General features: G+C 61.0%; 37 protein-coding genes. 2 read left to right on the plus strand and 35 right to left on the minus strand.

Annotation, left to right across the window (positions count from 1 at the left end; genetic code table 11):
- Nucleotides 1-65: 65 nt before the first annotated feature.
- On the minus strand, nt 66-2,270 hold the full coding sequence (locus tag P5W99_RS13675) for a cytochrome c biogenesis protein ResB (RefSeq protein WP_434661128.1): 2,205 nt from the start codon (nt 2,268-2,270) through the stop codon (nt 66-68).
- Between the two features lie 137 nt (nt 2,271-2,407).
- Complete coding sequence (locus P5W99_RS13680) at nt 2,408-3,079, minus strand: c-type cytochrome (protein WP_421024916.1); 672 nt, start codon at nt 3,077-3,079, stop codon at nt 2,408-2,410.
- 237 nt (nt 3,080-3,316) lie between these two features.
- On the opposite strand from P5W99_RS13680, the gene yihA reads away from it, so the two are divergent.
- Together yihA and hemB are read left to right on the plus strand one after the other, a co-directional pair.
- A complete protein-coding gene (gene yihA, locus P5W99_RS13685) occupies nt 3,317-3,961 on the plus strand; it encodes a ribosome biogenesis GTP-binding protein YihA/YsxC (protein ID WP_421024917.1) in 645 nt (214 codons plus the stop codon).
- 326 nt (nt 3,962-4,287) lie between these two features.
- The gene (gene hemB, locus P5W99_RS13690; protein WP_213299019.1) at nt 4,288-5,286 is read left to right on the plus strand and encodes a porphobilinogen synthase; all 999 of its coding nucleotides are present in this window, start codon (nt 4,288-4,290) and stop codon (nt 5,284-5,286) included.
- Between the two features lie 95 nt (nt 5,287-5,381).
- Here the strand turns inward: hemB and dsbD are convergent, their stop codons facing one another.
- The 33 genes from dsbD to fusA all read right to left on the minus strand — a co-directional run bounded on the left by dsbD (nt 5,382) and on the right by fusA (nt 26,158).
- Nucleotides 5,382-7,349, minus strand: a complete 1,968-nt coding sequence (gene dsbD / locus P5W99_RS13695) for a protein-disulfide reductase DsbD (RefSeq protein ID WP_434661131.1) — start codon at nt 7,347-7,349, stop codon at nt 5,382-5,384.
- Nucleotides 7,342-7,674 carry a divalent-cation tolerance protein CutA gene (gene cutA / locus P5W99_RS13700; RefSeq protein WP_213299013.1) on the minus strand — a complete coding sequence of 111 codons (333 nt, stop codon included), beginning with the start codon at nt 7,672-7,674 and terminating at the stop codon, nt 7,342-7,344. Before cutA ends, dsbD begins: the two co-directional genes overlap by 8 nt.
- 247 nt (nt 7,675-7,921) lie before the next feature.
- Nucleotides 7,922-8,314, minus strand: coding sequence for a 50S ribosomal protein L17 (gene rplQ / locus P5W99_RS13705; RefSeq protein ID WP_027797304.1), 393 nt, complete (start codon nt 8,312-8,314; stop codon nt 7,922-7,924).
- A gap of 129 nt (nt 8,315-8,443) precedes the next feature.
- Nucleotides 8,444-9,421: a DNA-directed RNA polymerase subunit alpha gene (locus P5W99_RS13710; protein ID WP_028222614.1), complete on the minus strand. Its 978-nt coding sequence runs from the start codon at nt 9,419-9,421 to the stop codon at nt 8,444-8,446.
- Nucleotides 9,422-9,545: 124 nt separating this feature from the next.
- Entirely contained in the window at nt 9,546-10,169 is a 624-nt protein-coding gene (rpsD, locus tag P5W99_RS13715) for a 30S ribosomal protein S4 (protein WP_042269728.1), read from the minus strand.
- Nucleotides 10,170-10,333: 164 nt separating this feature from the next.
- Nucleotides 10,334-10,738, minus strand: coding sequence for a 30S ribosomal protein S11 (rpsK, locus tag P5W99_RS13720; RefSeq protein WP_006052224.1), 405 nt, complete (start codon nt 10,736-10,738; stop codon nt 10,334-10,336).
- A gap of 28 nt (nt 10,739-10,766) precedes the next feature.
- The gene (rpsM, locus tag P5W99_RS13725) at nt 10,767-11,132 is read right to left on the minus strand and encodes a 30S ribosomal protein S13 (RefSeq protein WP_035531705.1); all 366 of its coding nucleotides are present in this window, start codon (nt 11,130-11,132) and stop codon (nt 10,767-10,769) included.
- Nucleotides 11,133-11,167: 35 nt separating this feature from the next.
- Nucleotides 11,168-11,284: a 50S ribosomal protein L36 gene (gene rpmJ, locus P5W99_RS13730; protein WP_027819338.1), complete on the minus strand. Its 117-nt coding sequence runs from the start codon at nt 11,282-11,284 to the stop codon at nt 11,168-11,170.
- A gap of 20 nt (nt 11,285-11,304) precedes the next feature.
- A complete protein-coding gene (gene infA / locus P5W99_RS13735; RefSeq protein WP_004521905.1) occupies nt 11,305-11,523 on the minus strand; it encodes a translation initiation factor IF-1 in 219 nt (72 codons plus the stop codon).
- 8 nt (nt 11,524-11,531) lie between these two features.
- Nucleotides 11,532-12,878: a preprotein translocase subunit SecY gene (gene secY / locus P5W99_RS13740; protein WP_129562996.1), complete on the minus strand. Its 1,347-nt coding sequence runs from the start codon at nt 12,876-12,878 to the stop codon at nt 11,532-11,534.
- 59 nt (nt 12,879-12,937) lie between these two features.
- The gene (rplO, locus tag P5W99_RS13745) at nt 12,938-13,372 is read right to left on the minus strand and encodes a 50S ribosomal protein L15 (protein ID WP_028222618.1); all 435 of its coding nucleotides are present in this window, start codon (nt 13,370-13,372) and stop codon (nt 12,938-12,940) included.
- 34 nt (nt 13,373-13,406) lie between these two features.
- Nucleotides 13,407-13,589: a 50S ribosomal protein L30 gene (gene rpmD / locus P5W99_RS13750; protein WP_006400644.1), complete on the minus strand. Its 183-nt coding sequence runs from the start codon at nt 13,587-13,589 to the stop codon at nt 13,407-13,409.
- A gap of 11 nt (nt 13,590-13,600) precedes the next feature.
- The gene (gene rpsE / locus P5W99_RS13755) at nt 13,601-14,119 is read right to left on the minus strand and encodes a 30S ribosomal protein S5 (RefSeq protein WP_028206522.1); all 519 of its coding nucleotides are present in this window, start codon (nt 14,117-14,119) and stop codon (nt 13,601-13,603) included.
- Between the two features lie 14 nt (nt 14,120-14,133).
- Nucleotides 14,134-14,499 carry a 50S ribosomal protein L18 gene (gene rplR / locus P5W99_RS13760; RefSeq protein ID WP_027819343.1) on the minus strand — a complete coding sequence of 122 codons (366 nt, stop codon included), beginning with the start codon at nt 14,497-14,499 and terminating at the stop codon, nt 14,134-14,136.
- Nucleotides 14,500-14,511: 12 nt separating this feature from the next.
- Entirely contained in the window at nt 14,512-15,042 is a 531-nt protein-coding gene (gene rplF, locus P5W99_RS13765) for a 50S ribosomal protein L6 (protein WP_421024919.1), read from the minus strand.
- Nucleotides 15,043-15,060: 18 nt separating this feature from the next.
- Nucleotides 15,061-15,456, minus strand: a complete 396-nt coding sequence (gene rpsH / locus P5W99_RS13770) for a 30S ribosomal protein S8 (RefSeq protein ID WP_027819345.1) — start codon at nt 15,454-15,456, stop codon at nt 15,061-15,063.
- 14 nt (nt 15,457-15,470) lie between these two features.
- Nucleotides 15,471-15,776: a 30S ribosomal protein S14 gene (rpsN, locus tag P5W99_RS13775; protein WP_035531713.1), complete on the minus strand. Its 306-nt coding sequence runs from the start codon at nt 15,774-15,776 to the stop codon at nt 15,471-15,473.
- A gap of 7 nt (nt 15,777-15,783) precedes the next feature.
- Nucleotides 15,784-16,323 (minus strand): 50S ribosomal protein L5, encoded by a 540-nt coding sequence (rplE, locus tag P5W99_RS13780; protein ID WP_035531716.1) that lies wholly within the window; start codon nt 16,321-16,323, stop codon nt 15,784-15,786.
- Nucleotides 16,324-16,339: 16 nt separating this feature from the next.
- A complete protein-coding gene (gene rplX, locus P5W99_RS13785) occupies nt 16,340-16,648 on the minus strand; it encodes a 50S ribosomal protein L24 (protein WP_421024920.1) in 309 nt (102 codons plus the stop codon).
- A 9-nt stretch (nt 16,649-16,657) separates the two neighbouring features.
- Nucleotides 16,658-17,026, minus strand: coding sequence for a 50S ribosomal protein L14 (gene rplN / locus P5W99_RS13790; protein ID WP_028213345.1), 369 nt, complete (start codon nt 17,024-17,026; stop codon nt 16,658-16,660).
- Nucleotides 17,027-17,379: 353 nt separating this feature from the next.
- Nucleotides 17,380-17,652, minus strand: a complete 273-nt coding sequence (rpsQ, locus tag P5W99_RS13795) for a 30S ribosomal protein S17 (protein WP_027797289.1) — start codon at nt 17,650-17,652, stop codon at nt 17,380-17,382.
- Nucleotides 17,649-17,843 carry a 50S ribosomal protein L29 gene (gene rpmC, locus P5W99_RS13800; protein ID WP_035967606.1) on the minus strand — a complete coding sequence of 65 codons (195 nt, stop codon included), beginning with the start codon at nt 17,841-17,843 and terminating at the stop codon, nt 17,649-17,651. The genes rpsQ and rpmC overlap by 4 nt, the downstream gene beginning before the upstream one ends.
- Before the next feature lie 10 nt (nt 17,844-17,853).
- Nucleotides 17,854-18,270, minus strand: a complete 417-nt coding sequence (gene rplP, locus P5W99_RS13805) for a 50S ribosomal protein L16 (protein WP_042269753.1) — start codon at nt 18,268-18,270, stop codon at nt 17,854-17,856.
- A gap of 2 nt (nt 18,271-18,272) precedes the next feature.
- Entirely contained in the window at nt 18,273-19,055 is a 783-nt protein-coding gene (gene rpsC / locus P5W99_RS13810) for a 30S ribosomal protein S3 (RefSeq protein ID WP_129562998.1), read from the minus strand.
- Between the two features lie 11 nt (nt 19,056-19,066).
- Entirely contained in the window at nt 19,067-19,396 is a 330-nt protein-coding gene (gene rplV, locus P5W99_RS13815) for a 50S ribosomal protein L22 (RefSeq protein WP_004199272.1), read from the minus strand.
- Between the two features lie 12 nt (nt 19,397-19,408).
- Entirely contained in the window at nt 19,409-19,684 is a 276-nt protein-coding gene (gene rpsS / locus P5W99_RS13820) for a 30S ribosomal protein S19 (RefSeq protein WP_027797286.1), read from the minus strand.
- A gap of 10 nt (nt 19,685-19,694) precedes the next feature.
- Nucleotides 19,695-20,522 carry a 50S ribosomal protein L2 gene (gene rplB, locus P5W99_RS13825; RefSeq protein ID WP_421024921.1) on the minus strand — a complete coding sequence of 276 codons (828 nt, stop codon included), beginning with the start codon at nt 20,520-20,522 and terminating at the stop codon, nt 19,695-19,697.
- Between the two features lie 2 nt (nt 20,523-20,524).
- On the minus strand, nt 20,525-20,839 hold the full coding sequence (gene rplW, locus P5W99_RS13830; RefSeq protein WP_028206513.1) for a 50S ribosomal protein L23: 315 nt from the start codon (nt 20,837-20,839) through the stop codon (nt 20,525-20,527).
- Nucleotides 20,836-21,456, minus strand: a complete 621-nt coding sequence (rplD, locus tag P5W99_RS13835; protein WP_028213350.1) for a 50S ribosomal protein L4 — start codon at nt 21,454-21,456, stop codon at nt 20,836-20,838. Before rplD ends, rplW begins: the two co-directional genes overlap by 4 nt.
- Nucleotides 21,456-22,115, minus strand: a complete 660-nt coding sequence (gene rplC, locus P5W99_RS13840; RefSeq protein WP_421024922.1) for a 50S ribosomal protein L3 — start codon at nt 22,113-22,115, stop codon at nt 21,456-21,458. The genes rplD and rplC overlap by 1 nt, the downstream gene beginning before the upstream one ends.
- A gap of 199 nt (nt 22,116-22,314) precedes the next feature.
- A complete protein-coding gene (gene rpsJ, locus P5W99_RS13845) occupies nt 22,315-22,626 on the minus strand; it encodes a 30S ribosomal protein S10 (protein ID WP_027819357.1) in 312 nt (103 codons plus the stop codon).
- A gap of 142 nt (nt 22,627-22,768) precedes the next feature.
- Nucleotides 22,769-23,959 carry an elongation factor Tu gene (gene tuf, locus P5W99_RS13850; protein WP_129563002.1) on the minus strand — a complete coding sequence of 397 codons (1,191 nt, stop codon included), beginning with the start codon at nt 23,957-23,959 and terminating at the stop codon, nt 22,769-22,771.
- A gap of 96 nt (nt 23,960-24,055) precedes the next feature.
- Complete coding sequence (gene fusA / locus P5W99_RS13855; RefSeq protein ID WP_421024923.1) at nt 24,056-26,158, minus strand: elongation factor G; 2,103 nt, start codon at nt 26,156-26,158, stop codon at nt 24,056-24,058.
- Between the last annotated feature and the right edge of the window lie 103 nt (nt 26,159-26,261).

Below are 26,261 nucleotides of genomic sequence, written 5' to 3' on the forward strand. Positions count from 1 at the left end.
ATCGTGAGTTTCCGTGGATCGCATCAATCACGTGAGTCGCGTGAATCGCATGAGTGGCGCGTGGATCAAGGGGTACGGTCCGTCCCGCTGCTGCCGGCGCCGGTGGCCTCGGGTTTCGCACCCAAGGCTCGGGAGACCGCTTCGCGGGTACGGGCAAACTCTTTCTCGAAGTCGAGGGTGCGGCGCGCGGTCGACATCGCCATGATGACGTCGACACCCCCGCCGTTGGCCCCGCTCCGGTCCTTCAGCCAGAACCACAGACGTCGCTCGCGCACATAGAACATCGAGAAGATGCCAAGTACGAGCAACAGGCTGCCAAGATACACGACTTTCTTGCCTGGCGCGCGCGTCAGCTGAAATACCGAAGCTTGCACCTGCTTGAATGAATCAAGCTGTAGATAGACAGGCGCCCCGTACAGGAAGCTGTCCGAAACCGCATTGATCGAGTCCTGGACGAAGCGCGTCGATTGCGCGTCAGGCGTGAGCACAGGCTCGCCGGCCCGCGTGCGCGCGAGCTGCCAAAGGTCCCACGTCGCGCCTTCGAGCATGCGCAGCAGCAGCCCGGCGGCCTTTTCCTGCTGGCCCTTGGGCACAGACTTGTCGATAAAGATCGCCACGGCCTGGAAGCCGCCCTTTTGCGCCTCGGACGTGCCTTGCGCCGAAGGATCGGCGCCCGCGAAAAGGGTCAGGACGCGCGAAGCGCTTTCTTGCAGATGCTGCTGCAACTCGCGGTTCGCATCGGGGACCGAGCGCGCGGCGAAGCGTTGCGCGGCCTGCTCGCGCAGCGCCGGATCCTCGAACGCGGCGCGCAGCAGCATCCATTCCTTCATCGTGCCGCCGCTGTCGGCCGGAATGCGCAGGTAACGGAACGGCTCGTCGGGGTTCTCGCGCATGCCCGCGAGGAATATCCGCGCGCCGCCCACGTCGACGGGCAGCATGTAGTTGTTGTACTCGCGCGCCTGGCCGTCCTTGTCACGCACCTTGTACTGCACCGAGGGGCCGACGTTGTGCAGATCGATCGGCTTCGAGCTCTTCGCGCCGGAACCGAGGCGCTCGTCGAACGCTTCCTTGAGGGTCTGATGCGCGACGCCGCGCACGTCGGTCTGGCCGCTGCCGTTCGAAATGTTCTCGACGTTTATCGCGCGGAAGTCGGCGAATTCGATGGTCTGGCCATCCACGCCCGGCACGCTCTGGCCCGCGGGCAGCGCAAGCTTCGCCGAATTGCCGATGGTGCCTTCGAACGGAAAGCTCTTCGCGCTCGCGCCGGCCATGGGCCACGCGGTCATGTGCATCTGCGAGCCGCCGTCCTGGAAGCTCGACTGGTAGATCGACACGCCGTCGTACTCGAACGGCTCGTTGACCTCGATACGCGCCGGAATGCGCTGGCCGGTCTTGTGATCGATCACGACGATGTCGCTCGCGAAGAGCTTGGGCATCCCGGTCGAGTAGTAATCGACGATGAACTTGTTGAGCTGGATCGAGAACGGCAGATCCTGGATTAGCGAGCCGTTGGGCTGGTTCAGGATGGCCGTGGAGACGTACTGGCCCTCGGGCACCCACGCGTAGCCGCGGAACGTCGGGTTCGCGGTGGAAAGCCGATGCTCGGGCGGAATGTCGTTGATGACGGCATTGCTCTGGATGGGCGTCTTGTTGAAGAGCCACATCTGGAATTTGATCGGCAGATTGCTGTCGAGCAGGCCGCCAATGCAGATCACCACGATGGCGAGGTGGGCAAAAATATAGCCGATTTTCGCGAGGGCGCCGCGCTTGGCGGCGATGAGCGTCGCGCCCTCGCTTTCGCGCGTGACGAACTTGTAGCCGAGGCGCTGCGCGAGCTTGCCTAGCGTCGCGGCGGTCTGCGCGCGCGAGCCGCCCTCGAGCACGAACTCGCCCTTGTGGTGGAACGCGCGCAGGCTGCCTTCGCGGACTTTGTCCTTCCAGCTCTTCGTGTCGGCAATCATCTTCGGCGCGTTACGGATCACGCACAGCGAGATCGACACCACGAGAAAGCCGAGGATGGTCATGAACCACCACGCGCTATATACGGTGTAGAGGCTCAGGGCGCGGAAGATGTCGGCCCAGAACGGGCCGAACTGATTGACGTAGTTGGGATACGGGTCGTCCTGCGTGAGCACCGTGCCGATAATGCTCGCAATGGACAGCACCACGAGCAGCGCGATGGCAAAGCGCATCGAGCTGAGCAGCTCGATGGTGCTTCTGACCGCTCTCTGGCGGATATTCAACTGCAGACCCTGCGTGGTGACGCTCATTCAAACTCCGCTTCTCATGGCACTTCTCACTGCGCTTTTCGTCAGCGCATTACAGCAAAAAAGGGTGCGGGACCGCCGCATCCATGCGGCGCCCACACCCTTTTCTTGTTCTTGGACTGCCCGGCGCGACGCCGGGATCAGTGCAGGCCGGCTGCGTAGTCGGCGACAGCCTTGATCTCGTCGTCCGAGAGACGGTGCGAGATTTCACGCATCGGCTCGTTGTTGTTGCGCGTGCGCTGCTGGAACGCCTGCAACTGCGCGACGATGTACTCCGACCATTGGCCCGACAGCCGCGGGTACTGAACCGGAATGCCCTGCCCCGTGGGTCCGTGGCACCCGGCGCATGCAGGCACGCCTTTGTCCGCGATACCGGCGCGCCAGATCTTCTGGCCGACCGGCACGGTCTTCGCGTCGTGGGCGGTGCCGGGCTTGGGCGTCTGCGATGCGAACCACGCCGCAACGTTGATCATATCCTGATCGTTAAGCGCGCTGGCAAAGCCAACCATAATTGGATTATTACGCACAGGGGGCTTGCCACCGGGCTGTGGCTTGAAATCCTTGAGCTGCTTGACGAGATACTCGGCGTGCTGACCGGCGAGCTTGGGATAGGCGCCGCCGCTGCTGTTGCCATCGGCGCCATGACAGGCGGCGCAGACCTGCCCCGCGATGGCCTGCCCCCGGGCCAGATCGGGCTTGGCCGGCGCCGACTCGGCTGCCGTCGCCATCATCGAAACACTTGCTACGAGACCTGCTGCTGTCGCACCTATCGCAAATTGGAGTACCTTCAAGGACTTGCCCAATCGATTCATTCGCGCACCTTGTTTCGTCTTGTGGGAATCAGGTTCTGCAAATACACGACAGCGACCGATCTACCCGAAAAGCTCCGCGCTGGCCTTCCCGGTATTCAGTAAACCGTCGCATTGTACAATAGCGCGCAAGGCGCCACGGCGCCAGTCGGGCCTCCCCCCGATATCTTCAGATCGTTCCCGGCACCTCCGGGCTTGGGCGGTCCCGCCCGCCTCGCTACTTCACTTGTGGTCCTACCGATGGCCTTCCTGCTGCACCAAGCCCGTTTCTTCACGACGGTGAATCATCTGCGCGACCTGCCCGCTACGGCACGGCCCGAAGTCGCGTTCGCCGGCCGCTCGAACGCGGGCAAATCCACGGCAATCAATCTGCTGTGCAACCAGAAGCGCCTCGCCTTCGCGTCGAAGACCCCTGGCCGCACGCAGCACATCAACTATTTCGGCGTGGGCAGCGCCGACGATCCCACAGGCTATCTGGTCGACTTGCCGGGGTACGGCTATGCCGAAGTGCCGGAAGCCGCGAAGGCGCATTGGGAGCAACTGCTCTCGCTCTATCTGCAAACGCGCGCCCAACTCGCCGGCCTCGTGCTGATGATGGATGCGCGCCGGCCGCTCACCGAACTGGACCGGCGCATGATCGAGTGGTTCGCGCCGACCGGAAAGCCCGTCCACGCGCTTCTGACGAAATGCGACAAATTGACGCGCCAAGAAAGCGTTCTCGCACTGCGCACGACGAACAAGGCCTTCGACGAGTACCGCAAGCTGGGTTATGAAGGGAAGCTGAGCGCACAGCTCTTTTCCGCGCTCAAGCGCGTGGGGCTCGACGAGGCGCACGCGGTCATCGAAAGCTGGATCGCGCCCGAGGTCAAATCCGGCGAGGTTTAAGGCCGGCGCGCTCGCACGCGAAGCCAGGCCGACGCTTCGCTTGCCACGTTCGGTGCACGAATGTGCGTTAGCCACATAACGGGACGTGCGACGCCGCACGTCCTCGCCGGCGTACCGGCATTGCTCAATTTCGGCGGCACATAAAAAAACCCGCCGTAAATGCCGGCGGGCTAAACAGCCTTATCGAAAAACGACAGGCACCCGCTCAGGGAGGAGAAGCGGGGAGTCCGGCGCCAGGCGCCTCGCTCGATCGGTATGATATACCATTGTCCTGAAAAGTTTCCTGTGCGCCAAGGCGCGCCCCGTTTCAAGATATCCCTGCCGACATGAGCTTCTATCCGCATCATCGTCCGCGCCGCATGCGCCGCGACGACTTCTCGCGCCGCCTGATGCGCGAAAACCTCCTCACCACCAATGACCTGATCTACCCCGTATTCGTGGTCGCTGGAACCAACGTGCGCGAAGCCGTGCCGTCGATGCCCGGCGTCGAGCGCGTTTCGGTCGATCTGCTCATGGGCGTGGCCGAGCAATGCGTCGAACTGGGCATTCCGGTGCTCTCGCTCTTCCCCGCCGTCGATCCGGCGCTGAAGACACCCGACGGCATCGAAGCGACCAACCCCGACGGCACGATTCCGCGCGCCGTGCGCGAGCTCAAGAAGCGCTTTCCCGAACTCGGCGTGCTATGCGACGTCGCGCTCGACCCGTACACGAGCCACGGCCAGGACGGCGTGATCGACGAAAACGGCTACGTCATCAACGACGAAACCATCGAGATCCTTGTCGCTCAGGCACGCGCGCAGGCTGAAGCGGGCGTCGATATCGTCGCGCCTTCGGACATGATGGACGGCCGCATCGGCGCGATCCGCGAGATGCTCGAGAGCGAGAACCACATCCATACGCGCATCATGGCGTACTCGGCGAAGTATGCTTCGGCGTTCTACGGACCGTTCCGCGATGCCGTGGGCTCCGCGTCGAATCTGGGCAAGGGCAACAAGATGACCTACCAGATGGACCCGTCGAACTCGGACGAAGCGCTGCGCGAAGTGCGCCTCGACATCGAAGAAGGCGCCGACATGGTGATGGTCAAGCCCGGTATGCCGTATCTCGACATCGTGCGCCGCGTGAAGGACGAGTTCCGCTTCCCGACCTACGTGTACCAGGTGAGCGGCGAATACGCGATGCTCAAGGCTGCAGCGCAAAACGGCTGGCTTGACCACGACAAAGTGATGATGGAGTCGCTGCTCGCGTTCAAGCGCGCGGGCGCCGACGGCATTCTCACGTACTTCGCGCTCGACGCCGCTCGCCTGTTGCGCGCGCAGAAATAAGCGCCGCGCGGATTCGCGCTTGACGCATGAAAAAAGGCACGTCTCGCGACGTGCCTTTTTGTTTGCGCGAATGCTCGATGCGTCGTGCGGTGTGCTTACGATCTGCCCGTGAGCGTCGAAAGCACCGATTGCACGGACTTGGCCGAAGGCGCCGGCGTCTGTCCCTGCGCCACCACGCGATCGAGCCGGGCGAGGAATTTATCCGCGTTTTCGTAGCCCACCACGCGCAGCACCTCCTGACCGCTTGCATCGAAGAAAATGATGCCCGGCGGGCCGAACAAGCCAAAGCGCTTGAGCAGCGCCTGATCGTCGCGGTTATTGGCCGTCACGTCGGCGCGCAGCAGACCGAGTTGCGCGAGGCGCGCCTGCACGCGCGAATCGCTGAACGTGAGGCTCTCCATCTCCTTGCAACTCACGCACCAGTCTGCGTAGAAGTCGAGCATCGAGGGCTTGCCCGCCGTCTTGAGCATCGCGTCGAGTTGCGCCGACGAGCGCACCGGGGCGAAGGTCAGTGCATCGGCCTCGGCCACCCGCGCCGCGTCGTTGCCTGCAGCGCCGCCCGCGCGTGCGGCCAGCACGGCGAGCGGGCGCAGCGGATCGGTCGAGCCAGCCGAAAGACCGACGATGAGCGTAGCGGCCCAGATCGCGAACGCCGCGCCTACGCCGCGCCCCAGACGCCGCCAGACATTGGAGCCGCCCGCATTCGGCGTAAAAAGTCCAAGCCCGGCGGCGGCGAGCAGGAGCCAGAGCGCAGCCAGCAGCATTTGCGCGCTCGCGCCCAGCACAGGCCATACGATCCACAGCGCGGCTGCGAGCAGCGCGATGCCGAAGAAGACCTTCACGCCATCCATCCACGTGCCCGCGCGCGGCAGCAGCGTGCCTGCGCCGAGCCCGATGATCATGAGCGGCACGCCAAGGCCGATGCCCATTGCGAAAAGCGCGGCGCCGCCGAGAACGGCGTTGCCTGTGTGCGCGATGAACGCGAGCACGGCGAAGAGCGGCGCGGTCATGCAGGCGCCCACCACCAGGGCGGACAGCGCGCCCATCACGGCAACAGCCACGAACTTGCCGCCCGAGCGGCCCTGAGACGCGCGAGATGCACCATCCTGCCAGCGCTGCGGCAATGCGAGGTCGTAGCCGGCGATCAGCATGAGCGCAAAGGCGGTCAGCAGCCCGGCGAACACGCCGAGCACCCACGGGTTCTGCAACCACGCCCCAAGGCTTTGCCCGATCAGCGCCGCGGCAATGCCGAGCACCGTGTAGACCAGCGCCATGCCGAGCACGTAGACGAACGACAACGCGAAACCGCGTGCGCGCGTCACCTGCGCGCCCTCGCCCACGATGATGGCCGAGAGGATCGGAATCATCGGATACGAGCAGGGCAGCAGGCTGAGCACGATGCCCGCGAGAAAATACAAACCGACTACGCCGAAAAAGCCACCGCCTTGCAGCAGCGATTGCGCATAGTCCGCGCTCGTCGCGCGTTCGTACCACGACTGCCGTGCGTTGTCCGCCGGTGCCGAAGGCGTGGCCGAAGTGGCCGGCGCAACGGTGGCCGCCGCACTCTGCCCGCCGGCCGCGGCTTGAAGCGCCGCGCCGCTCACGTGATAGACATGCTCCGCCGGCGGATAGCAGATGCCGGCGTCGGCGCATCCCTGGGACGTCACCGCAAGATCGAATGCCCCGCGCGCCTGCTTCACGGGCACGCGGATCGTAAGTTCCTTGCGATAGGTCTCGACGTTCTTGTTGAACGTTGTATCGAACTTCACATGCCCTGGAGGAATCTGTGCATCGCCGAGCGTGGCCGTATCGTTGCGCGTCGCAAATGCAAAGCGCTCGCGGTACATGTAATAGCCATCGGCAATCTTGAAGTGAACATCGACGACGCCCGGCTCCTCGCTCGCACTGAACGTGAAGGCCTGATCGGGCGGCAGGAAGTCGTCGTCGGCGCGGGCGGGCGCTGCACCGAACAAGAGCGGCAGCACGCAACCGACGAGTGCGAGGAAAGCCAGAAACGAGGTGTACGGCACGGCGCGCAAGCGCCGATCGAAACGCTTAAACATGAATGGGACGCTGTGTCTCGGCATTGACCCATTGGCCATAGGCGTTCGACGCCGTGACCTGCCACGAGAGAATCTCGGGCGTCTCGTAAGGATGCTGGGTCTGGATGAACTGTTCGAGCTCGGCCGCGCGCGCGAGACTCGTCTTGAAAAGAAGCTGCACCTCGTCGCTGGACTCGATCCTGCCCTGCCAGTGGTACTGCGAATGGACCGGGCCAAGCCGCGTCACACAGGCCGCGAGATGGGCTTCGAGCGCCGTCGACGACAGCTTTTCGGCGGCGTCCTCGTCGGGCAAGGTGGTCAACATCAAGATTACATTGAGGGTCACGACAAGCTCCGTCATGGTGCCCCGCCCCCACGGCGCGAGAGCCGGGGGCGCCTGAGGCAGAACGTTATCGTACCACCGGCGTCAACTGGCTTCGCTCATGCGCCGTAAGCATGCGAAGCGACGACACAGCGGTGACATACAGCAAACACATTCCCGAGCCGTTTAATCCACTGCTGAAAACAAAAAAGCCAGGCTAGGCCTGGCTTTTTCGCACGCCGCTTGATCCGGGGACCAGGCGACCGAAAGCTTATTCCGCTTCCTGGACGTTCTCTTCCGCGACTTCCGGACGGTCGAGCAGTTCGACCAGAGCCATCGGTGCGTTGTCGCCAACACGGAAACCGAACTTCAGGATGCGCAGGTAGCCACCCGGACGGTTCGCGAAACGCGGACCGAGCACGTCGAACAGCTTCGTGACCGAGTCACGATCGCGCAGGCGGTTGAACGCCAGACGACGGTTCGCCAGCGAGGGCTTCTTGCCGAGCGTGATGAGGGGCTCGACCACTTTACGGAGTTCCTTCGCCTTCGGCAGCGTCGTCTTGATGACTTCGTGCTCGATGAGCGAGTTGGACATGTTACGGAGCATTGCCAGACGGTGGCTGCTCGTGCGGTTCAGTTTCCGCAGACCATGACGGTGACGCATTTCAATTTCCTTGAAACAAAGTTTTGGTCCAGCTCTTCTATCGCCAGAGCATCAAACTCGGGCACGGGCCGGTACAGAAAAAAGCAAGACGCGGATTTTAAAGGAAAATCCGCGTCCGTGCCACTTACATTACTTGTCGAGACCAGCCGGCGGCCAGTTTTCGAGCTTCATGCCGAGCGTGAGACCGCGCGAAGCGAGCACTTCCTTGATCTCGTTGAGCGACTTGCGACCCAGGTTCGGGGTCTTGAGCAGCTCGTTCTCGGTACGCTGGATCAGGTCGCCGATGTAGTAGATGTTCTCGGCCTTCAGGCAGTTCGCCGAGCGAACCGTGAGTTCGAGATCGTCCACCGGACGCAGCAGGATCGGGTCGATCTGCGGCGCGCGCGACGGGGCTTCCGCTGCCGTTTCCGTGCCTTCCAGAGCCGCGAACACCGACAGCTGATCCACGAGGATGCGCGCCGACTGGCGAATCGCTTCCTCAGGCGAGATCACGCCGTTGGTTTCGATGTTCATCACGAGCTTGTCGAGGTCGGTACGCTGCTCGACACGCGCGCTCTCGACGGCGTAGCTCACGCGGCGAACCGGCGAGAACGACGCGTCCAGCACGATGCGGCCGATGATCTTGGCCGACTCGTCGCCGTAGCGGCGCACGTTGCCCGGCACATAGCCACGGCCCTTCTCGATCTTGATCTGCACGTCGAGCTTGCCGCCCTTCGTCAGATGCGCAACCACGTGTTCCGGGTTGATGACTTCGCAGTCGTGCGAGAGTTCGATGTCGCCAGCGGTGACAACGCCTTCGCCTTCCTTGCGCAGCGTAACCGTCACTTCGTCACGGTTATGCAGCTTGAACACCACGCCCTTCAGGTTCAGCAGCAGGTTGACCACGTCCTCTTGCACACCATCGAGCGTCGAGTATTCGTGCACGACGCCTGCGATCGTCACTTCGGTCGGCGCATAGCCCACCATCGACGACAGCAGCACGCGCCGGAGCGCGTTACCCAAGGTGTGGCCATAACCGCGTTCGAACGGCTCCATGACCACTTTCGCGTGGTTCTCGCCGAGCGATTCCACAGCGATGATCTTGGGTTTCAACAAACTGGTTTGCATAGGTTTTCCTTTTCAATACCCTCGGCTCGTTACACCGATAAGGCTGAGATGGCAACAACCTGAAAAAAACAGCCGAGGCCACCTCCTGCGCGAAGCACAGAGGCTACCCCGGCCGTCAATCCGATTAACGCGAATACAATTCGACGATCAGGCTTTCGTTGATGTCGCCAGCGATGTCGCTGCGCTCAGGCATGCCCTTGAACGTGCCTTCGAACTTCTTCGCGTCGACCGACACCCAACCTGCCATGCCGCCTTGCTCAGCGAGCGACAGCGCTTCGACGATACGCGCCTGCTTCTTCGCCTTTTCGCGAATTGCGACGACGTCGCCTGCCTTCACTTGCATCGACGGGATGTTCGCGACGACGCCGTTCAGCGTGAGAGCCTTGTGGCTCACGAGCTGACGCGCTTCAGCGCGGGTCGATGCGAAGCCCATGCGGTACACGACGTTGTCGAGACGCGATTCGAGCAGCTTGAGCAGGTTTTCGCCGGTGTTGCCCTTGATACGGTCAGCTTCCGCGAAGTAGCGGCGGAACTGGCGCTCGAGCACGCCGTAGATGCGCTTCACTTTTTGCTTTTCGCGAAGCTGCGTGCCGTAGTCGGACGTGCGGGCGCCCGAGGTGCGGCCGTGCTGACCCGGCTTGCTGTCGAGCTTGCACTTGTCGGCGAGCGAGCGGCGTGCGCTCTTCAGGAAGAGGTCGGTGCCTTCACGGCGGGACAGCTTGGCCTTCGGGCCGATATAACGTGCCACGTTGCTTTCCTTCGATAATTGATCACGCGAAACCTGAATGGGCGAACCCGCGGTTTCACGCTAGTCCGGCTCTTTGAACCGAACGGTGGGCTTAGTCAATTCAATAACGCCGAGAGCCTGGGTCGCCGTTTCCGGCGGCTCAGGCGTTCGGCTCAAGCGACGCCTTAGATGCGGCGGCGCTTCGGCGGACGGCAGCCGTTGTGCGGGACCGGCGTCACGTCGGAGATCGCGGTGATCTTGATGCCAAGACCATGCAGCGCGCGCACCGCCGATTCGCGGCCAGGGCCGGGGCCCTTGATACGCACTTCGAGGTTCTTGACGCCGTATTCCATCGCGACACGGCCAGCCGACTCGGCTGCGACCTGAGCTGCGAAGGGAGTCGACTTGCGCGAGCCCTTGAAGCCCTGACCGCCCGAGGTTGCCCAGGCAAGCGCGTTGCCTTGACGATCGGTGATCGTGATGATGGTGTTGTTGAACGACGCGTGAACGTGAACCACGCCCTCGGCGACGTTCTTCTTGACCTTCTTGCGAACGCGTTGCGCCGCGGAGTTGTTCGAAGCCTTAGCCATTACGTTTTCCTGTAACTGTCAGTTCCGCTTACTTCTTCAGCGACTGTGCTGCGCGGCGCGGACCCTTGCGCGTACGTGCGTTGGTGCGCGTGCGCTGGCCACGCAGGGGCAGGCCCTTGCGATGGCGCACGCCGCGGTAGCAGCCGAGGTCCATCAGGCGCTTGATGTTCATCGTCACTTCACGGCGCAGATCGCCTTCGACGACAAACTTGCCCACTTCCTCACGCAGCTTTTCGAGATCCGCGTCGTCCAGGTCCTTGACCTTCTTGTTGAACGGCACACCCGCGGCAACGCAGATGTTGCGCGAACGCGTGCGGCCAACACCGAAAATTGCCGTCAGGCCGATTTCAGTGTGCTGGTGGTTCGGGATGTTAACCCCTGCAATACGAGCCATTGTTTTTCCTCAAACAAAAAGCGCAAGCGCGCTAATCAGCCTTGACGCTGCTTGTGGCGCGGGTCCGAGCTGCAGATCACGCGAACGACGCCGTTGCGCTTGATGATTTTGCAGTTGCGGCAAATGCGCTTTACCGATGCCATCACTTTCATGATATTACCCTTTTTCTAAATCACTTCGCCCGGAACACGATCCGCGCACGCGACAGATCGTAAGGCGTCAACTCAACCGTCACCTTGTCGCCCGGGAGAATGCGGATGTAGTGCATCCGCATTTTTCCGGAAATATGCCCGAGAACGACATGGCCGTTTTCCAGCTTCACCCGGAAGGTTGCGTTGGGGAGGTTTTCGATGACCTCACCCTGCATCTGGATTACATCGTCTTTGGCCATAGGTCCTTTCAACGCATCGGGACGCCGCCGCCCTTGAAGTTGGCCTTCTTGAGCAGCGATTCATATTGTTGCGACATCACGTACGACTGCACCTGCGCCATGAAGTCCATTGTGACGACGACAATGATCAGCAGCGACGTACCACCAAAATAAAACGGCACATTCCAGCGCAGCACCAGAAACTCGGGCAGCAGGCAAACGAACACGATATAGATCGCACCGGCCAGCGTCAGACGCGTGAGGATGCGGTCGATATAGCGAGCCGTCTGATCGCCCGGGCGGATGCCAGGTACGAACGCGCCACTCTTTTTCAGGTTGTCGGCCGTTTCCCTGCTGTTGAACACCAGAGCGGTGTAGAAGAAGCAGAAGAAGACGATCGCCAACGCGTACAGCAACACGTACACAGGCTGACCAGGCTTGAGAGCTTCGGCCACGTTGTGCAGCGTGTCCGCGAACCAGCCGGTCCGCGACCCCGAACTGAACCAGTTCAGGATGGTTGCCGGGAACAGGATGATCGACGACGCGAAGATCGGCGGAATCACGCCCGACATGTTCAGCTTGAGCGGCAGGTGCGACGACTGCCCACCGTAAATCTTGTTGCCAACCTGACGCTTCGCATAGTTCACGAGGATCTTGCGCTGGCCGCGTTCGATGAACACCACCAGATACGTCACGGCTGCGATCAGCACCACGATGATGATCGCCGAGATGGGACCCATCGAGCCGGTGCGAACCAGTTCGAAGAGACCACCAATCGCATTCGGGAAACCCGCTGCGATCCCGCCGAAGATGATGATCGAAATGCCGTTGCCAAGCCCGCGTTCCGTGATCTGCTCACCAAGCCACATCAAGAACATCGTGCCCGTCACGAGCGTCACCACCGTCGTCAGGCGGAACACCATGCCCGGATCGATCACGAGGCCAGGCTGGTTTTCCAGCGCGACCGCGATGCCGAAAGCCTGAAAGGTTGCCAGCACCACCGTGAAGACCCGCGTGTACTGCGTGATCTTGCGTTGTCCAGCCTGCCCTTCCTTCTTCAGCGCCTCGAGCTGCGGCGAGACGATCGCCATCAGCTGCAAGATGATCGACGCCGAGATATACGGCATCACACCCAGCGCGAAGATCGTGAAGCGAGACAGCGCGCCACCCGAGAACATGTTGAACATGCCCAGGATGCCGCCTGACTGGCTCTGGAAGAGCTTCGCCAGTTGGTCCGGGTCGATACCGGGAACCGGAATGTGCGCTCCGATCCGATAAACGACCAACGCCAGCAGCAAGAACATTGCACGCCGGCGCAGGTCGCCGAACTTCGGAGCGCTGCGACCGGTTTTTGCGAGACTCGGGCTGTTAGCCAAGTAGCTTCTCCGATGCAGATGTTAGTGACGGCGGGCAAGCCCGCACGCACCACCCACAATCACTCGGCAAAAGAACCGCCTGCTGCTTCGATCGCAGCACGCGCATTCTTCGTCGCACCCAGGCCCTTGACCACGACCTTGCGCTTGATCTCGCCAGTAGCGATGATCTTCGCGCTGCGGGTCATTTCGCCAACGAGGCCTGCCTGCTTGAGAGCCAGCAGATCGATTTCGTCGACCGGCAGCTTCTCGATATCCGCGAGGCGCACTTCACCAACGAATTCCTTCGTCAACGAGGTGAAGCCACGCTTGGGCAGACGACGTTGCAGCGGCATTTGACCGCCTTCGAAGCCGACCTTGTGGAAGCCGCCCGAACGCGATTTCTGACCCTTGTGACCACGGCCAGCGGTCTTGCCGAGGCCAGAGCCGATGCCGCGACCGACGCGACGCTTTGCGTGCTTCGCGCCTTCTGCCGGCTTCAGGTTATTCAATTCCATTTTCAACTCCTGGAGTCTTTTGGTCCGAGTGCGCTTAAGCGATGACCTTGACGAGGTACGAGACCTTGTTGATCATGCCGCGCACTGCCGGCGTGTCCTGCAGCTCGGAAACCGAGTTCAGGCGACGCAGGCCGAGACCGCGCACGGTGGCACGGTGCGATTCGCGGGTCCCAATCAGGCTCTTGACGAGCTGAACCTTGACAGTTTTTTCAGACATGGTGCCCACCCTTAGCCCAGAATGTCTTCGACGGACTTGCCGCGCTTCGCCGCGATGTCAGCCGGGGTCGACTGCTTGCGCAGGCCGTCCAGCGTCGCACGAACGAGGTTGTACGGATTCGTCGAACCGTGGCTCTTGGCCACGACGTTCTGCACGCCCATCACGTCGAACACGGCACGCATCGGGCCGCCGGCGATCACGCCCGTACCTGCCTTCGCCGGAGCGAGGAGGACGACCGATGCGCCATGCTTGCCGTGCACTTCGTGTTGCAGGGTGCCGTTCTTCAGGGGCACCTTGAACATGTTGCGACGAGCTTGTTCCATCGCCTTCTGGACAGCAACCGGCACTTCCTTCGACTTGCCCTTGCCCATACCGACGCGGCCATCACCATCGCCAACCACGGTCAGTGCGGCGAAGCCGAGAATACGGCCACCCTTCACGACCTTGGTCACGCGGTTGACCGAAATCATTTTTTCGCGAAGGCCGTCGTCGCGTTCGTCAGCCTGAACTTTCGCTTGCATCTTTGCCATGACGAATTCCTTCCTTAGAACTTGAGCCCGGCTTCGCGCGCAGCATCAGCCAGCGCCTTGACGCGGCCGTGATAGCGGAAACCCGAGCGGTCAAAGGCGACGGATTCGATGCCGGCGGCCTTAGCCTTTTCTGCAATACGCTTGCCGATCAGCGAGGCAGCGGCGACGTTGCCGCCCTTGCCCGACTGGTCAGCCAGTTGCGCACGCACTTCGGCTTCAAGCGTCGACGCGCTGGCCAGCACCTTGGTGCCGCAGGGCGAGAACACTTGCGCATAGATGTGCGTGTTCGTGCGATGCACGGCCAGGCGCGCGACCTGCAGCTCAGCGATCTTGAGACGCGTCTGACGAGCGCGGCGCAGGCGAGATTGAGTCTTATCCATGATTGCGCACCCTTACTTCTTCTTCGTTTCTTTGAGGATCACAACCTCGTTGGCGTAACGCACACCCTTGCCCTTGTAGGGCTCCGGCGGGCGATAACCGCGCACTTCGGCAGCGGTTTGGCCAACTTTCTGCTTGTCGATCCCCTTGATCACGATTTCCGTTTGCGACGGGGTTTCAGCCTTGACGCCTTCCGGCATCTGGTGCACCACGGGGTGCGAGAAACCCAGCGACAGGTTCAGCTTGTCGCCTTGCGCTTGAGCACGGTAACCAACGCCAACCAGCGTCAGCTTGCGCTCAAAACCCTTCGTCACGCCTTGCACCATGTTCGCGACGATCGCGCGCATCGTGCCCGACATCGCATTGGCTTCGCGGCTGTCGTCCGTCGGCTCAAACTTGAGCTGACCGTCTTCGCTCACCACCTTCACGAGGCGGTTCGCAGCTTGCGAAATCGTACCCAGCGCGCCCTTGACGGTAATCTTCTCGTCGCTGAGCGTCGCTTCTGCGCCTTGCAGCGCGACCGGGCTCTTACCTACTCGAGACATGTTTCTTCTCCTTAGGTCTTAAGCGACGTAGCAGATAACTTCGCCGCCGACGCCAGTAGCGCGCGCCTTGCGGTCCGTCATCACACCCTTCGGCGTCGACACGATTGCAACGCCCAGGCCATTCATGACCTGCGGGATGTCGTTGCGGCCGCGGTACACGCGCAGGCCCGGCTTCGAAACGCGTTCGATGCGCTCGATAACGGGACGGCCAGCGTAGTACTTCAACGCGATGTTCAATTCCGACTTCGCACCTTCGGTTTTCACCGCGAAGTCGTCGATATAACCTTCGTCCTTCAGAACCTGCGCAATGGCAATCTTCACTTTCGACGAGGGCATAGCAACCGAAACCTTCTCGACCATCTGCGCATTGCGGATGCGAGTCAGCATATCGGCGATAGGATCACTCATGCTCATTTATGTTTCTCCTATTACCAGCTCGCCTTGGTGATGCCAGGGATCTCACCACGGAACGCGATTTCACGAATCTTGTTACGTGCGAGACCGAATTTGCGGAACGTACCACGCGGACGACCCGTGATCGCGCAGCGGTTACGCTTGCGGGTCGGGTTCGAGTTGCGCGGCAGTTGTTGCAGTTCGAGGCGAGCTGCGTAGCGCTCTTCTTCCGACTTGCTTTGGTCGTCGATGATCGCCTTCAGCGCTGCGCGCTTCGGCGCGAACTTCGCTGCCAGACGAGCGCGCTTCTTTTCACGTTCAATCAGTGCCAGTTTAGCCACGGTAACCTCAGTTTCTGAACGGGAACTTGAAGCCGGCGAGCAGTGCCTTTGCTTCTTCATCGGTCTTCGCGGTCGTCGTGATGCTGATGTTCAGCCCACGCAGCGCGTCGATCTTGTCATAGTCGATTTCGGGGAAAATGATCTGCTCTTTCACACCGATGTTGTAGTTACCACGGCCGTCGAACGCCTTGCCCGACACACCACGGAAGTCGCGCACGCGGGGGAGCGCAACCGTCACGAAACGGTCCAGGAATTCGTACATGGCATTGCCACGCAGCGTAACCATCGTGCCGATCGGATAACCTTCACGGATCTTGAAGCCGGCGATTGCCTTGCGCGACTTCGTCACAACAGGCTTCTGGCCGGCGATCTTCGTGAGGTCGCCAATGGCGTGCTCGAGGACCTTCTTGTCAGCGACGGCCTCACCCACACCCATGTTCAGGGTGATCTTCGTGAGGCGCGGCACTTCCATGACCGACTTGTAACCGAACTTCTCGATCAGGCCGGGGACGACCTTCTCTTTATAAAATTCTTGCAAACGTGCCATTTTTTACTCCGCAGCGTCAGGCGCTCAGGACAGCACCGGTCGTCTTCAGGAAACGAACCTTCTTGTCCCCTTCGACCTTGATGCCCACGCGCGACGGCTTGCCGTTCGCGTCGACCAATGCGACGTTCGAGATAGCCAGCGGCATTGCCTTGGCTTCCACGCCACCCGTCGTACCCTTCATGGGGTTCGGCTTCACATGCTTCTTCGCAATGTTGATGCCTTCGACAGTAACGCGCTCTTCACCGATGGCGACCACGACACCGCGCTTGCCCTTGTCTTTGCCGGTAATGACGATAACTTCGTCACCCTTGCGAATCTTGTTCATCGCGACTCCTTACAGCACTTCCGGCGCCAGCGAAACGATCTTCATGAATCGTTCGCTACGCAGCTCACGCGTAACCGGCCCGAAAATGCGGGTGCCGATCGGCTCAAGCTTGGTATTCAAAAGCACGGCGGCGTTGCCATCGAACTTGATCAGCGAGCCGTCTTGACGGCGCACGCCCTTGGCGGTGCGAACCACAACAGCGTTGTAGATTTCGCCCTTCTTCACGCGCCCGCGCGGCGTTGCTTCCTTGACGCTCACCTTGATGATGTCGCCAATGCTGGCATAACGACGCTTCGAGCCGCCGAGCACCTTGATGCACATGACTTCACGCGCACCCGTGTTGTCGGCTACTTCAAGCCGAGTTTCGGTCTGGATCATGGTTTATCTTTCCCAACTTAATCCGGTTGCGCCACCATGGCACATCCGGTCAGTCTTGGTCCCGTCAGCCGCGCCGCCACTAGAACGACCGCTCAGCTGCTTGGGTTAGAACAGCAGCGACGGCAAACGAAACCGGCCATCGCATTCCGGTGAATCTTGCAGATCCGGACTGGCGCCCGAACCACCTCCCCCACTACTTTCGCCCGTTGCTTTGCCAACAACGAACCCATAAAGAGGGAAGACCAAGACTATAACTCGATAATCTTGGTCTCGCAAGCGAAATCTTTAGCGATTTCAACAACTTCTCTACCCCGGGGAGGGCCCCCGAGGTACTGCATCATCTGAAACGGCTCTTAGATGACGCGTGCTGCTTCGATCAGCTTCGACACGGTCCAGGCCTTCGTCTTCGAAATCGGACGGGTTTCCTGGATTTCAACGAGGTCACCCTCGTTGTACGTGTTCGATTCGTCGTGAGCGTGGTACTTCTTCGACTGCACGACGTACTTGCCGTAGATCGGGTGCTTGACGCGGCGCTCGACCAGGACGGTGACCGTCTTGTCCATCTTGTTGCTGACGACCTTGCCGACCAGCGTCCGCTTAAGCGAGGTTTTCACGCTTTCGTTCATTTCTGGTTCGCCTTCTCAGTCAGGACGGTCCGCACACGTGCGATGTCGCGACGAACCTTCTTCAGCTGGCTCGTGTTCGTGAGCTGCTGGGTCGCGAGTTGCATGCGCAGGCCGAATTGCGCCTTAAGCAGGTCCGACAACTCTTGGTTGAGCGCGGCCTGGTCTTTCTGGTGAAGTTCAGAAGCCTTCATCATTCACTCCTTAGGCGCCGAGCTGGCGAACCATGAAGACCGTCTTCAGCGGCAGCTTGGCTGCAGCCAGACGGAAGGCTTCACGGGCCAGTTCTTCGGACACACCATCCATTTCGTACAGCATCTTGCCCGGCTGGATCTCAGCGACGTAGTACTCAGGGTTACCCTTACCGTTACCCATACGCACTTCCGCCGGCTTTTGCGAGATCGGCTTGTCCGGGAAGATACGGATCCAGATGCGGCCGCCACGCTTGATGTGACGCGTCATTGCACGACGCGCTGCTTCAATCTGACGCGCGGTCAGGCGACCACGACCGATAGCCTTCAGACCGTATTCACCGAACGAAACCGCGTTGCCGCGCGTTGCGATACCGGTGTTACGACCCTTCTGCTCTTTGCGATACTTCCTGCGTTTCGGTTGCAGCATCGTTATTCTCCACTCTTGCCGTCGCCACGGCGCGGTGCGCCACGACGGGCACCCGGTGCGCCTTCGCCATCACGGCGCGGACGACGATCGCCCGGACGCGCATTGCGGCGCGGACGCTTTTCTTCGGCGACTTCTTCCACCACCGGTGCGTCGTTGCGGCCGAGCGTGTCGCCCTTGTAGACCCAAACCTTCACGCCGATGATGCCGTACGTCGTCTTCGCTTCCGAGGTTGCGTAGTCGATGTCAGCACGCAGCGTGTGAAGCGGCACTCGACCTTCGCGGTACCACTCGGTACGTGCGATTTCGATACCGTTCAGACGGCCGGCGCTCATGATCTTGATGCCCTGGGCACCCAGACGCATCGCGTTCTGCATCGCGCGCTTCATTGCGCGACGGAACATGATGCGGCGCTCGAGCTGCTGCGTGATCGAGTCGGCGATCAGCTGCGCGTCGGTTTCCGGCTTGCGAATTTCTTCGATGTTCACGTGAACCGGAACGCCCATGCGCTTCTGGAGTTCGGCCTTGAGGAGTTCGATGTCCTCACCCTTCTTGCCGATCACCACACCCGGGCGCGAGCTGTAAATCGTGATGCGAGCGTTCTTAGCCGGGCGCTCGATCACAACACGGCCCACCGAAGCGTTCTTCAGCTTCTTCTTCAGGTATTCACGAACACCGATGTCTTCCTTCAACATCGCCGCGAAATTGTTGTTGTTCGCGTACCAACGCGAAGCCCAATTGCGGCTGACGGCCAAACGGAAGCCAGTCGGATGAATTTTCTGTCCCATCGTATGGCTCCTTAATTCCCGACCGTCACAGTGATGTGACAGGATTGCTTCTCGATGCGGTTACCGCGACCCTTTGCGCGTGCGGTGAAACGCTTCAGCGAAGCAGCCTTGTCGACGTAGATGCTCTTGATCTTGAGCTCGTCGATATCGGCGCCTTCGTTGTGTTCCGCATTGGCGATAGCCGAGAGCACAACCTTTTTCACGATGCCAGCCGCTTTCTTCGGCGAGAACGTCAGAACGTTCAGAGCCTTGTCGACCGGCAGACCGCGGATCTGGTCAGCCACAAGGCGCGTCTTCTGCGCCGAGATGCGGGCACCGCGATGAATTGCCTTCACTTCCATCTTGATTGCCCCTTATTTCTTGGCCTTCTTGTCGGCCGCGTGACCCTTGAACGTACGGGTCAGTGCGAACTCGCCAAGCTTGTGGCCGACCATGTTTTCCGTGACATACACCGGAACGTGTTGACGGCCGTTGTGCACGGCGATCGTCAGGCCGATGAAGTCCGGCAGGATCGTCGAACGACGCGACCAGGTCTTGATCGGTTTCTTGTCGCGCGTAGCTGCAGCCGCCTCAACCTTCTTCAGCAAATGGGCGTCGCAGAACGGACCTTTCTTAATAGAACGTGCCATTGCCTACTCCTTAACGCTTGTGACGGCGCTGGACGATCATGCTCGTCGTGCGCTTGTTGCTGCGGGTGCGATAGCCCTTCGTCGGCGTGCCCCACGGGCTCACCGGGTCGCGACCAGCCGCAGTCTTGCCTTCGCCACCACCGTGCGGGTGGTCGACCGGGTTCATTGCAACGCCACGGACCGTCGGGCGGATACCGCGCCAGCGGTTCGCGCCAGCCTTACCGATTTGACGGAGGCTGTGCTCTTCGTTGCCGACTTCACCGATCGTTGCACGGCATTCAACGTGCACGCGACGGATTTCGCCCGAACGCAGACGAACCTGCGCGTAGACGCCTTCACGTGCCAGCAGCATGGCCGACGTACCAGCCGAACGCGCGATCTGCGCGCCCTTGCCCGGCAGCATTTCGATGCAGTGGATCGTCGTACCGACCGGGATATTGCGGATCGGCAGCGTGTTGCCTGCCTTGATCGGCGCTTCCGAGCCCGACATCAGCGGCGTGCCAACCGTCACGCCCTTCGGCGCAATGATGTAGCGGCGCTCGCCGTCTGCGTACAGAACCAGCGCAATATTCGCGCTACGGTTCGGGTCATACTCGAGACGCTCCACCTTCGCGGGGACGCCATCCTTCGTACGACGGAAATCGATCACACGGTAGTGCTGCTTGTGACCGCCACCCTGGTGACGCGTCGTGATGTGACCGTTGTTGTTACGACCCGCCTTCACGGATTGCTTTTCGAGCAGCGGTGCGTACGGCGCGCCCTTGTGCAGATCCTTGTTGACGATCTTCACCATCGCGCGGCGACCCGGCGAGGTCGGCTTAACTTTCACGATTGCCATGATTACTTGGCCTCCGCTTCAAAGTTGATTTCCTGGCCGGGCTTCAGGCAGACATACGCCTTCTTCACGTCCTTGCGCTTGCCGTTGAAGCGGCCAAAGCGCTTGGCTTTGCCCTTCTGGACCAGCACATTGACGGACTCGACTTCCACCTTGAACAGCAGCTCGACAGCAGCCTTGACTTCCTGCTTGTTCGCGTCCGGCGCGACTTCGAAGACGACTTGTTCGTTCTTCTCCGCAACCAGCGTCGCCTTTTCGGAGATCACCGGTGCGAGCAGGACCTGCATCAAACGATGATCGTTCTTGCGAATCTCGCTCATGACAGCAACTCCTCGATCTGGGCGACCGCTGCCTTCGTGATCAGGATCTTCTTGAAGTAGATCAGCGAGAGCGGGTCGGCAAAACGCGGCTCAACGACTGCCACGTGGGGCAGGTTGCGCGACGCGAGATACAGGTTCTCGTCGACCGTGTCGGTGATGACCAGCACGGATTCGAGACCCATGGCCTTGAACTTTTCGGCCAGCAGCTTCGTCTTGGGCGCTTCGAGCGAGAGCTCTTCGACGACCGAGATGCGGCCTTCGCGGGCCAGCTGCGAGAAGATCGAGCAGAGGCCTGCGCGATGCATCTTCTTGTTGACCTTGTGCGAGAAGTTTTCTTCCGGCGAATTCGGGAAGATGCGGCCACCGCCACGCCACAGCGGGCTCGACGACATACCGGCACGAGCACGGCCCGTACCCTTCTGGCGCCACGGCTTCTTGGTGGTGTGCTTGACTTGCTCACGATCCTTCTGCGCGCGGTTACCGCTGCGCGCGTTCGCCTGGTAGGCGACAACGATCTGGTGAATCAGTGCTTCGTTGTAGTCACGGCCGAACACGACGTCCGACGCATTGACTGCAGCACCTTCTTGACCATTAGCGTTCAGGAGCTTCAGTTCCATTATTGCGCTCCTTTCTTGGCGCGCGCCTTGACGGCCGGCGTCACGAAAACCTTGCCGCCCTTAGCACCCGGCACGGCACCCTTGACCAGCAGCAGCTTGCGCTCTGCGTCGATACGGGCGATTTCGAGGTTTTGCACCGTTACGGTCTCGTCGCCCATGTGACCGGTCATGCGCTTACCCGGAAACACGCGGCCCGGATCCTGCGCCATACCGATCGAACCCGGCACGTTGTGCGAGCGCGAGTTACCGTGCGAAGCACGGCCGGAGCTGAAGTTGTAACGCTTGATGGTACCGGCGTAGCCCTTACCGATCGAGGTGCCTTGCACGTCGATCTTTTGGCCTTCCGTGAAGAGTTCCACACCGATCACGGCGCCAGCGGACAGTTCGGCAGCCTTGGCGGCGTCGATCTGGAATTCCCTGAGGATTTCACCGGCTTGAACGCCAGCTTTGGCGAGATGACCTGCGAGCGGCTTCGTCACGCGCGATGCACGGCGCGTACCGAACGCAACCTGAACGGCCGTGTAGCCGTCGGTTTCAACAGTCTTGATCTGCGTCACGCGGTTGTCGGACACGTCCAGCACGGTCACGGGAATCGAATCCCCGTCAGCCGTGAAGATACGCGTCATGCCAACCTTGCGACCTACGAGTCCAAGGCTCATCGTTTTCTCCATTCCCGACTGCGATTGGTCGGGGCTAATTTACAAAGTACCGGCGTGTTTTCAGGGTAAAGGCCCGAAAAATCACACCGATTTTTTGCGCAAATGCGCGAAAAGACGTCAAGTATAACGTCCTCCCACGATTTCCGCAAGCAATCAAAGACTTAGCACGATCAGGCTATCCTGGCCGCGCTCGAGACTTTTACTGCAGCTTGATTTCGACGTCCACGCCAGCCGGCAGGTCCAGCTTCATCAGCGCGTCGACGGTCTTGTCCGTCGGGTCGACGATGTCCATCAGACGCAGGTGGGTGCGGATTTCGAGCTGGTCGCGCGAGGTCTTGTTGACATGCGGCGAACGCAGGATGTCGAAACGCTGGATGCGCGTCGGCAGCGGCACCGGACCGCGAACGATTGCACCCGTCCGCTTCGCCGTTTCGACGATTTCAGCAGCCGATTGATCGATCAGGCGATAGTCGAAGGCCTTCAGGCGAATACGGATTTTTTGGTTCTGCATGGCAATTCCTTGAAAAGAGCGAGGCGGACTTGCGCCGCCAGACGATATAAAGAGCGCAGGACCGGCCTGCGGCGGAGAGCCGCAGGCCGGTCCAAGTACCTCAACTACTACTGCTTACAGCAAGCCGAGTATTCTACTCGATTTACTCGATGATCTTGGCAACCACGCCGGCGCCGACGGTACGGCCGCCTTCGCGGATTGCGAAGCGCAGACCTTCTTCCATCGCGATCGGAGCGATCAGCTTCACCGTGATCGACACGTTGTCGCCCGGCATGACCATTTCCTTGTCCTTCGGCAGCTCGATCGAGCCCGTCACGTCCGTCGTACGGAAGTAGAACTGCGGACGGTAGTTGTTGAAGAACGGCGTGTGGCGGCCGCCTTCATCCTTGCTCAGCACGTACACTTCAGCCGTGAAGTGCGTGTGCGGCGTGATCGAACCCGGCTTGGCCAGAACCTGGCCACGCTCCACGTCTTCACGCTTCGTGCCGCGCAGCAGGATACCGACGTTGTCGCCTGCCTGGCCCTGGTCGAGCAGCTTGCGGAACATTTCCACGCCCGTGCAGGTCGTCTTCACCGTCGGCTTGATACCGACGATTTCGATTTCCTCGCCGACCTTGACGATGCCGCGCTCGACGCGACCCGTCACCACCGTGCCGCGACCCGAGATCGAGAACACGTCTTCCACCGGCATCAGGAACGCGCCGTCAACCGCACGCTCCGGCGTCGGGATGTACGTGTCCAGTGCGTCGGCCAGGTTCATGATCGCCACTTCACCCAGCTCGCCCGTGTCGCCTTCGAGCGCCAGCTTGGCCGAACCCTTGATGATCGGTGTGTCGTCGCCCGGGAAGTCGTACTTCGACAGGAGTTCGCGCACTTCCATTTCGACGAGCTCGAGCAGCTCGGCGTCGTCGACCATGTCGCACTTGTTCAGGAACACGATGATGTAAGGCACGCCAACCTGACGGGCGAGCAGGATGTGCTCACGCGTTTGCGGCATCGGGCCGTCAGCGGCCGAGCACACCAGGATTGCGCCGTCCATCTGTGCCGCGCCCGTGATCATGTTCTTCACGTAGTCAGCGTGGCCCGGGCAGTCGACGTGTGCGTAGTGGCGGTTAGCCGTTTCGTACTCGACGTGCGCGGTGTTGATGGTAATACCACGTGCCTTTTCTTCCGGTGCTGCGTCGATCTGGTCGTACGCCTTGGCTTCACCGCCGAACTTCTTGGTCAGAACCGTCGTGATCGCTGCCGTCAGCGTGGTCTTGCCGTGGTCAACGTGACCGATCGTGCCCACGTTCACGTGCGGCTTGGTCCGTTCGAATTTACCTTTTGCCATGTTTCTCTTCTTTCAAAAAAGTGATGAATCGGTGACTTGTGCAAAGTGAGCCAGACCCATGTCTGGCCCACTGCGTGCTCAAATGAGCGCCGATGCTTACTTCGCCTTCGCGCTGATGATCGCGTCGGCCACGTTACGCGGTGCTTCTGCGTAGTGCTTGAATTCCATCGTGTACGTTGCGCGACCCTGCGTGAGCGAGCGCAGCGACGTCGAGTAGCCGAACATTTCCGACAGCGGCACTTCGGCGCGAACGATCTTGCCGCCGCCAACCATGTCTTCCATGCCCTGGACGATACCGCGACGGCCCGACAGGTCGCCCATCACGTTGCCCATGTAGTCTTCCGGCGTTTCGACTTCGACAGCCATCATCGGTTCGAGGATGACCGGCTGCGCCTTGCGCATGGCTTCCTTGAACGCCATCGAACCGGCCATGCGGAACGCGTTTTCATTCGAGTCCACGTCGTGGTACGAACCGAACGTCAGGTGAACCTTGACGTCGACGACCGGGAAGCCCGCCAGCACGCCAGCCTTCAGCGTGTCCTGGATACCCTTGTCGACCGCGGGGATGAATTCGCGAGGAATCACACCGCCCTTGATCTCGTCCAGGAACTCGTAGCCCTTGCCCTGCTCGTTCGGCTCGAGCGTGATGACCGCGTGACCGTACTGGCCGCGACCACCCGACTGCTTGACGAACTTGCCGTCCACGTCTTTCGCCGTTGCGCGGATCGTTTCGCGGTAGGCAACCTGCGGCTTGCCGACGGTCGCTTCCACGTTGAATTCACGCTTCATGCGGTCGACCAGAATTTCGAGGTGGAGCTCGCCCATGCCCGAAATGATGGTCTGGCCCGATTCTTCGTCCGTCTGGACGCGGAACGACGGGTCTTCCTGCGCCAGGCGGTTCAGGGCGAGGCCCATCTTTTCCTGGTCAGCCTTGGTCTTCGGCTCGACGGCCTGCGAAATCACCGGCTCCGGGAACACCATGCGTTCCAGAACGATCGGGTGCGCCGGGTCGCACAGCGTGTCGCCCGTGGTCGCTTCCTTCAGGCCGACCGCGGCGGCGATGTCGCCAGCGCGAACTTCCTTGATTTCTTCGCGGTTGTTCGCGTGCATCTGCAGAATACGGCCGAGGCGTTCCTTCTTGCCCTTGGTCGAGTTCAGCACGGTGTCGCCCGAGTTGACGATGCCCGAGTACGCGCGGAAGAAGATCAGCTGGCCGACGAACGGGTCGGTCATGATCTTGAACGCGAGTGCCGAGAACTTCTCGTCGTCGGCTGCGCGGCGCTCGGCCGTTTCACCGTTTTCGAGCTCGCCCTTGACCGGGGGAATGTCCACCGGCGACGGCAGGAAGTCGATCACGGCGTCGAGCATGCGCTGCACGCCCTTGTTCTTGAACGCGGTGCCGCACAGCATCGGCTGGATTTCGCACGCGATCGTACGGTCGCGCAGTGCCTTGACGACTTCGGCTTCCGACAGCTCTTCGCCGCCGAGGTACTTTTCCATCAGCTCTTCGCTGGCTTCAGCAGCCGATTCGATCATCTTTTCGCGCCACTCGTTGCACGTGTCAACGAGTTCAGCCGGGATGTCGACGTAGTCGAACTTCGTGCCTTGCGAGGCCTCGTCCCAAATGATCGCCTTCATCTTCAGGAGGTCGACGACGCCCTTGAAGTTTTCTTCCGCGCCGATCGGCACCACGACCGGAACCGGGTTCGCCTTGAGGCGGTTCTTCAGCTGGTCGTAGACCTTGAAGAAGTTCGCGCCGGTACGGTCCATCTTGTTGACGAACGCGAGACGGGGCACCTTGTACTTGTTCGCCTGGCGCCACACCGTTTCCGACTGCGGCTGCACGCCGCCCACTGCGCAGTAGACCATGCACGCGCCGTCGAGCACGCGCATCGAGCGCTCGACTTCAATCGTGAAGTCGACGTGGCCCGGGGTGTCGATGATGTTGATGCGGTGCTCGGGGTAGTTACCGCCCATGCCCTTCCAGAACGCGGTCGTAGCAGCGGAGGTAATCGTGATGCCACGCTCCTGCTCCTGCTCCATCCAGTCCATGGTCGCAGCGCCGTCGTGAACTTCACCAATCTTGTGGTTCACGCCGGTGTAAAACAGAATGCGCTCGGTCGTCGTCGTCTTGCCGGCGTCGATGTGAGCGCTAATACCGATATTGCGGTAGCGCTCGATAGGAGTCTTGCGAGCCACTTTGATCCTCTATGGGGAGGTGCGCGCCGGATCGATCCCGACCGGGTGATCCCAACGCGTCTGAACACAAACGGGCGAGGCGCTCGATAAGCGCACCCGCCCG

It is taken from the genome of Paraburkholderia sp. A3BS-1L, from assembly GCF_051125215.1.
GTDB lineage: Bacteria > Pseudomonadota > Gammaproteobacteria > Burkholderiales > Burkholderiaceae > Paraburkholderia.

Coding starts and splice junctions, on each gene's coding strand:
- rplD (WP_028213350.1), bottom strand. CDS start 21,456: ATGGAACTGAAGCTCCTGAACGCTAATGGTCAAGAAGGTGCTGCAGTC.
- rplQ (WP_027797304.1), bottom strand. CDS start 8,314: ATGCGTCACCGTCATGGTCTGCGGAAACTGAACCGCACGAGCAGCCAC.
- rplO (WP_028222618.1), bottom strand. CDS start 13,372: ATGGAATTGAATAACCTGAAGCCGGCAGAAGGCGCGAAGCACGCAAAG.
- rplB (WP_421024921.1), bottom strand. CDS start 20,522: ATGGCAATCGTGAAAGTTAAGCCGACCTCGCCGGGTCGCCGCGCGATG.
- rpsM (WP_035531705.1), bottom strand. CDS start 11,132: ATGGCTCGTATTGCAGGGGTTAACATCCCGAACCACCAGCACACTGAA.
- dsbD (WP_434661131.1), bottom strand. CDS start 7,349: ATGTTTAAGCGTTTCGATCGGCGCTTGCGCGCCGTGCCGTACACCTCG.
- rplP (WP_042269753.1), bottom strand. CDS start 18,270: ATGCTGCAACCGAAACGCAGGAAGTATCGCAAAGAGCAGAAGGGTCGT.
- rplC (WP_421024922.1), bottom strand. CDS start 22,115: ATGAGCCTTGGACTCGTAGGTCGCAAGGTTGGCATGACGCGTATCTTC.
- rpsE (WP_028206522.1), bottom strand. CDS start 14,119: ATGGCAAAGATGCAAGCGAAAGTTCAGGCTGACGAACGCGACGACGGC.
- rpsC (WP_129562998.1), bottom strand. CDS start 19,055: ATGGGACAGAAAATTCATCCGACTGGCTTCCGTTTGGCCGTCAGCCGC.
- P5W99_RS13675 (WP_434661128.1), bottom strand. CDS start 2,270: ATGAGCGTCACCACGCAGGGTCTGCAGTTGAATATCCGCCAGAGAGCG.
- rplV (WP_004199272.1), bottom strand. CDS start 19,396: ATGGAAGTGAAGGCAATTCATCGCGGTGCCCGCATCTCGGCGCAGAAG.
- rpsH (WP_027819345.1), bottom strand. CDS start 15,456: ATGAGCATGAGTGATCCTATCGCCGATATGCTGACTCGCATCCGCAAT.
- P5W99_RS13710 (WP_028222614.1), bottom strand. CDS start 9,421: ATGCAAACCAGTTTGTTGAAACCCAAGATCATCGCTGTGGAATCGCTC.
- rpmC (WP_035967606.1), bottom strand. CDS start 17,843: ATGAAGGCTTCTGAACTTCACCAGAAAGACCAGGCCGCGCTCAACCAA.
- rplR (WP_027819343.1), bottom strand. CDS start 14,499: ATGGATAAGACTCAATCTCGCCTGCGCCGCGCTCGTCAGACGCGTCTC.
- tuf (WP_129563002.1), bottom strand. CDS start 23,959: ATGGCAAAAGGTAAATTCGAACGGACCAAGCCGCACGTGAACGTGGGC.
- rpmD (WP_006400644.1), bottom strand. CDS start 13,589: ATGTCTGAAAAAACTGTCAAGGTTCAGCTCGTCAAGAGCCTGATTGGG.
- infA (WP_004521905.1), bottom strand. CDS start 11,523: ATGGCCAAAGACGATGTAATCCAGATGCAGGGTGAGGTCATCGAAAAC.
- rplE (WP_035531716.1), bottom strand. CDS start 16,323: ATGGCACGTTTGCAAGAATTTTATAAAGAGAAGGTCGTCCCCGGCCTG.
- rpsQ (WP_027797289.1), bottom strand. CDS start 17,652: ATGAACGAAAGCGTGAAAACCTCGCTTAAGCGGACGCTGGTCGGCAAG.
- rpsK (WP_006052224.1), bottom strand. CDS start 10,738: ATGGCTAAGGCTTCGAACAACTCCGCGGCGCAACGCGTTCGCAAGAAG.
- hemB (WP_213299019.1), top strand. CDS start 4,288: ATGAGCTTCTATCCGCATCATCGTCCGCGCCGCATGCGCCGCGACGAC.
- rplN (WP_028213345.1), bottom strand. CDS start 17,026: ATGATCCAGACCGAAACTCGGCTTGAAGTAGCCGACAACACGGGTGCG.
- P5W99_RS13680 (WP_421024916.1), bottom strand. CDS start 3,079: ATGAATCGATTGGGCAAGTCCTTGAAGGTACTCCAATTTGCGATAGGT.
- rpsS (WP_027797286.1), bottom strand. CDS start 19,684: ATGGCACGTTCTATTAAGAAAGGTCCGTTCTGCGACGCCCATTTGCTG.
- rpsJ (WP_027819357.1), bottom strand. CDS start 22,626: ATGCAGAACCAAAAAATCCGTATTCGCCTGAAGGCCTTCGACTATCGC.
- rpmJ (WP_027819338.1), bottom strand. CDS start 11,284: ATGAAAGTGATGGCATCGGTAAAGCGCATTTGCCGCAACTGCAAAATC.
- rplX (WP_421024920.1), bottom strand. CDS start 16,648: ATGAACAAGATTCGCAAGGGTGACGAAGTTATCGTCATTACCGGCAAA.
- rplF (WP_421024919.1), bottom strand. CDS start 15,042: ATGTCTCGAGTAGGTAAGAGCCCGGTCGCGCTGCAAGGCGCAGAAGCG.
- rplW (WP_028206513.1), bottom strand. CDS start 20,839: ATGAGCGAGATTCGCAAGAACGATCATCGTTTGATGCAGGTCCTGCTC.
- yihA (WP_421024917.1), top strand. CDS start 3,317: ATGGCCTTCCTGCTGCACCAAGCCCGTTTCTTCACGACGGTGAATCAT.